The sequence below is a fragment of the Buttiauxella warmboldiae genome, from assembly GCF_003818135.1.
Lineage (GTDB): Bacteria > Pseudomonadota > Gammaproteobacteria > Enterobacterales > Enterobacteriaceae > Buttiauxella > Buttiauxella warmboldiae.
In genome coordinates this window covers 1-726 of sequence record NZ_RPOH01000134.1, presented here as the reverse complement: position 1 = coordinate 726, position 726 = coordinate 1, and the positions used below count along the sequence as shown (strand labels likewise).

Sequence of the window (726 nt, the reverse complement as noted above, 5' to 3'; positions counted from 1 at the left end):
GCTTTCTGCCAGCGATCCCATCTCATTGTGCATAGCGCACGCCGCATCCACTAAATGCATCGCCAGCGCCGCGCCGCTGCCCTCCCCCAGACGCATCCCCATCTGCAGATAAGGCTCCAGCCCCAGTTTGTTCATCGCAATCACCGCGCCTTTCTCCGCGGACAAATGCGACGGAATTAAATAATCGCGCACGCCTGGCGCAATCTGGCAGGCCGCCAGCGCTGAAGCATAAGAAAGGAAACCATCCAGAACCACCGGCAGCCCCGCAGCTGCGGCACCCAGCATCACGCCCGTCATCCCCACCAGGTCAAAACCACCCACTTTCGCCAGCACATCAATACCGTCTGCGGCATCCGGCTGGTTGATTTCAATCGCTTTACGCACCACCGCAATTTTGTGGTGCATCTTCTCGACCGGGAAATTGGCGCCGATGCCAACCACATCCTCCGGCGAGCTGTCGGTCAGGACGCTGACCATCGCCGCCGCAGGCGTGGTATTCGCCATTCCCAGCTCGCCCACGCCAAACAGCTGCACCCCTTCCGCCGCTTTTGCCATCGTCAGCTGCATGGTTGCCAGCAGTAACGCTTCGGCTTGCTGGCGGCTCATCGCCGGGCCTTGCGCAATATTGCCGCTGCCGCGCGCCACTTTCATATCCAGCACGCCCGGCAGCGCGTCGCTGTCGATACCCACGTCCACCACATGAATCTCGGCCCCGACGGTCGCGCC

At 61.8% G+C, this 726-nt stretch carries 1 protein-coding gene; it reads right to left on the bottom strand.

The window, feature by feature from the left end:
* A partial coding sequence (locus tag EHN07_RS20405) for a nicotinate-nucleotide--dimethylbenzimidazole phosphoribosyltransferase (protein ID WP_148085484.1) occupies positions 1–726 on the bottom strand: 726 nt, incomplete at both ends.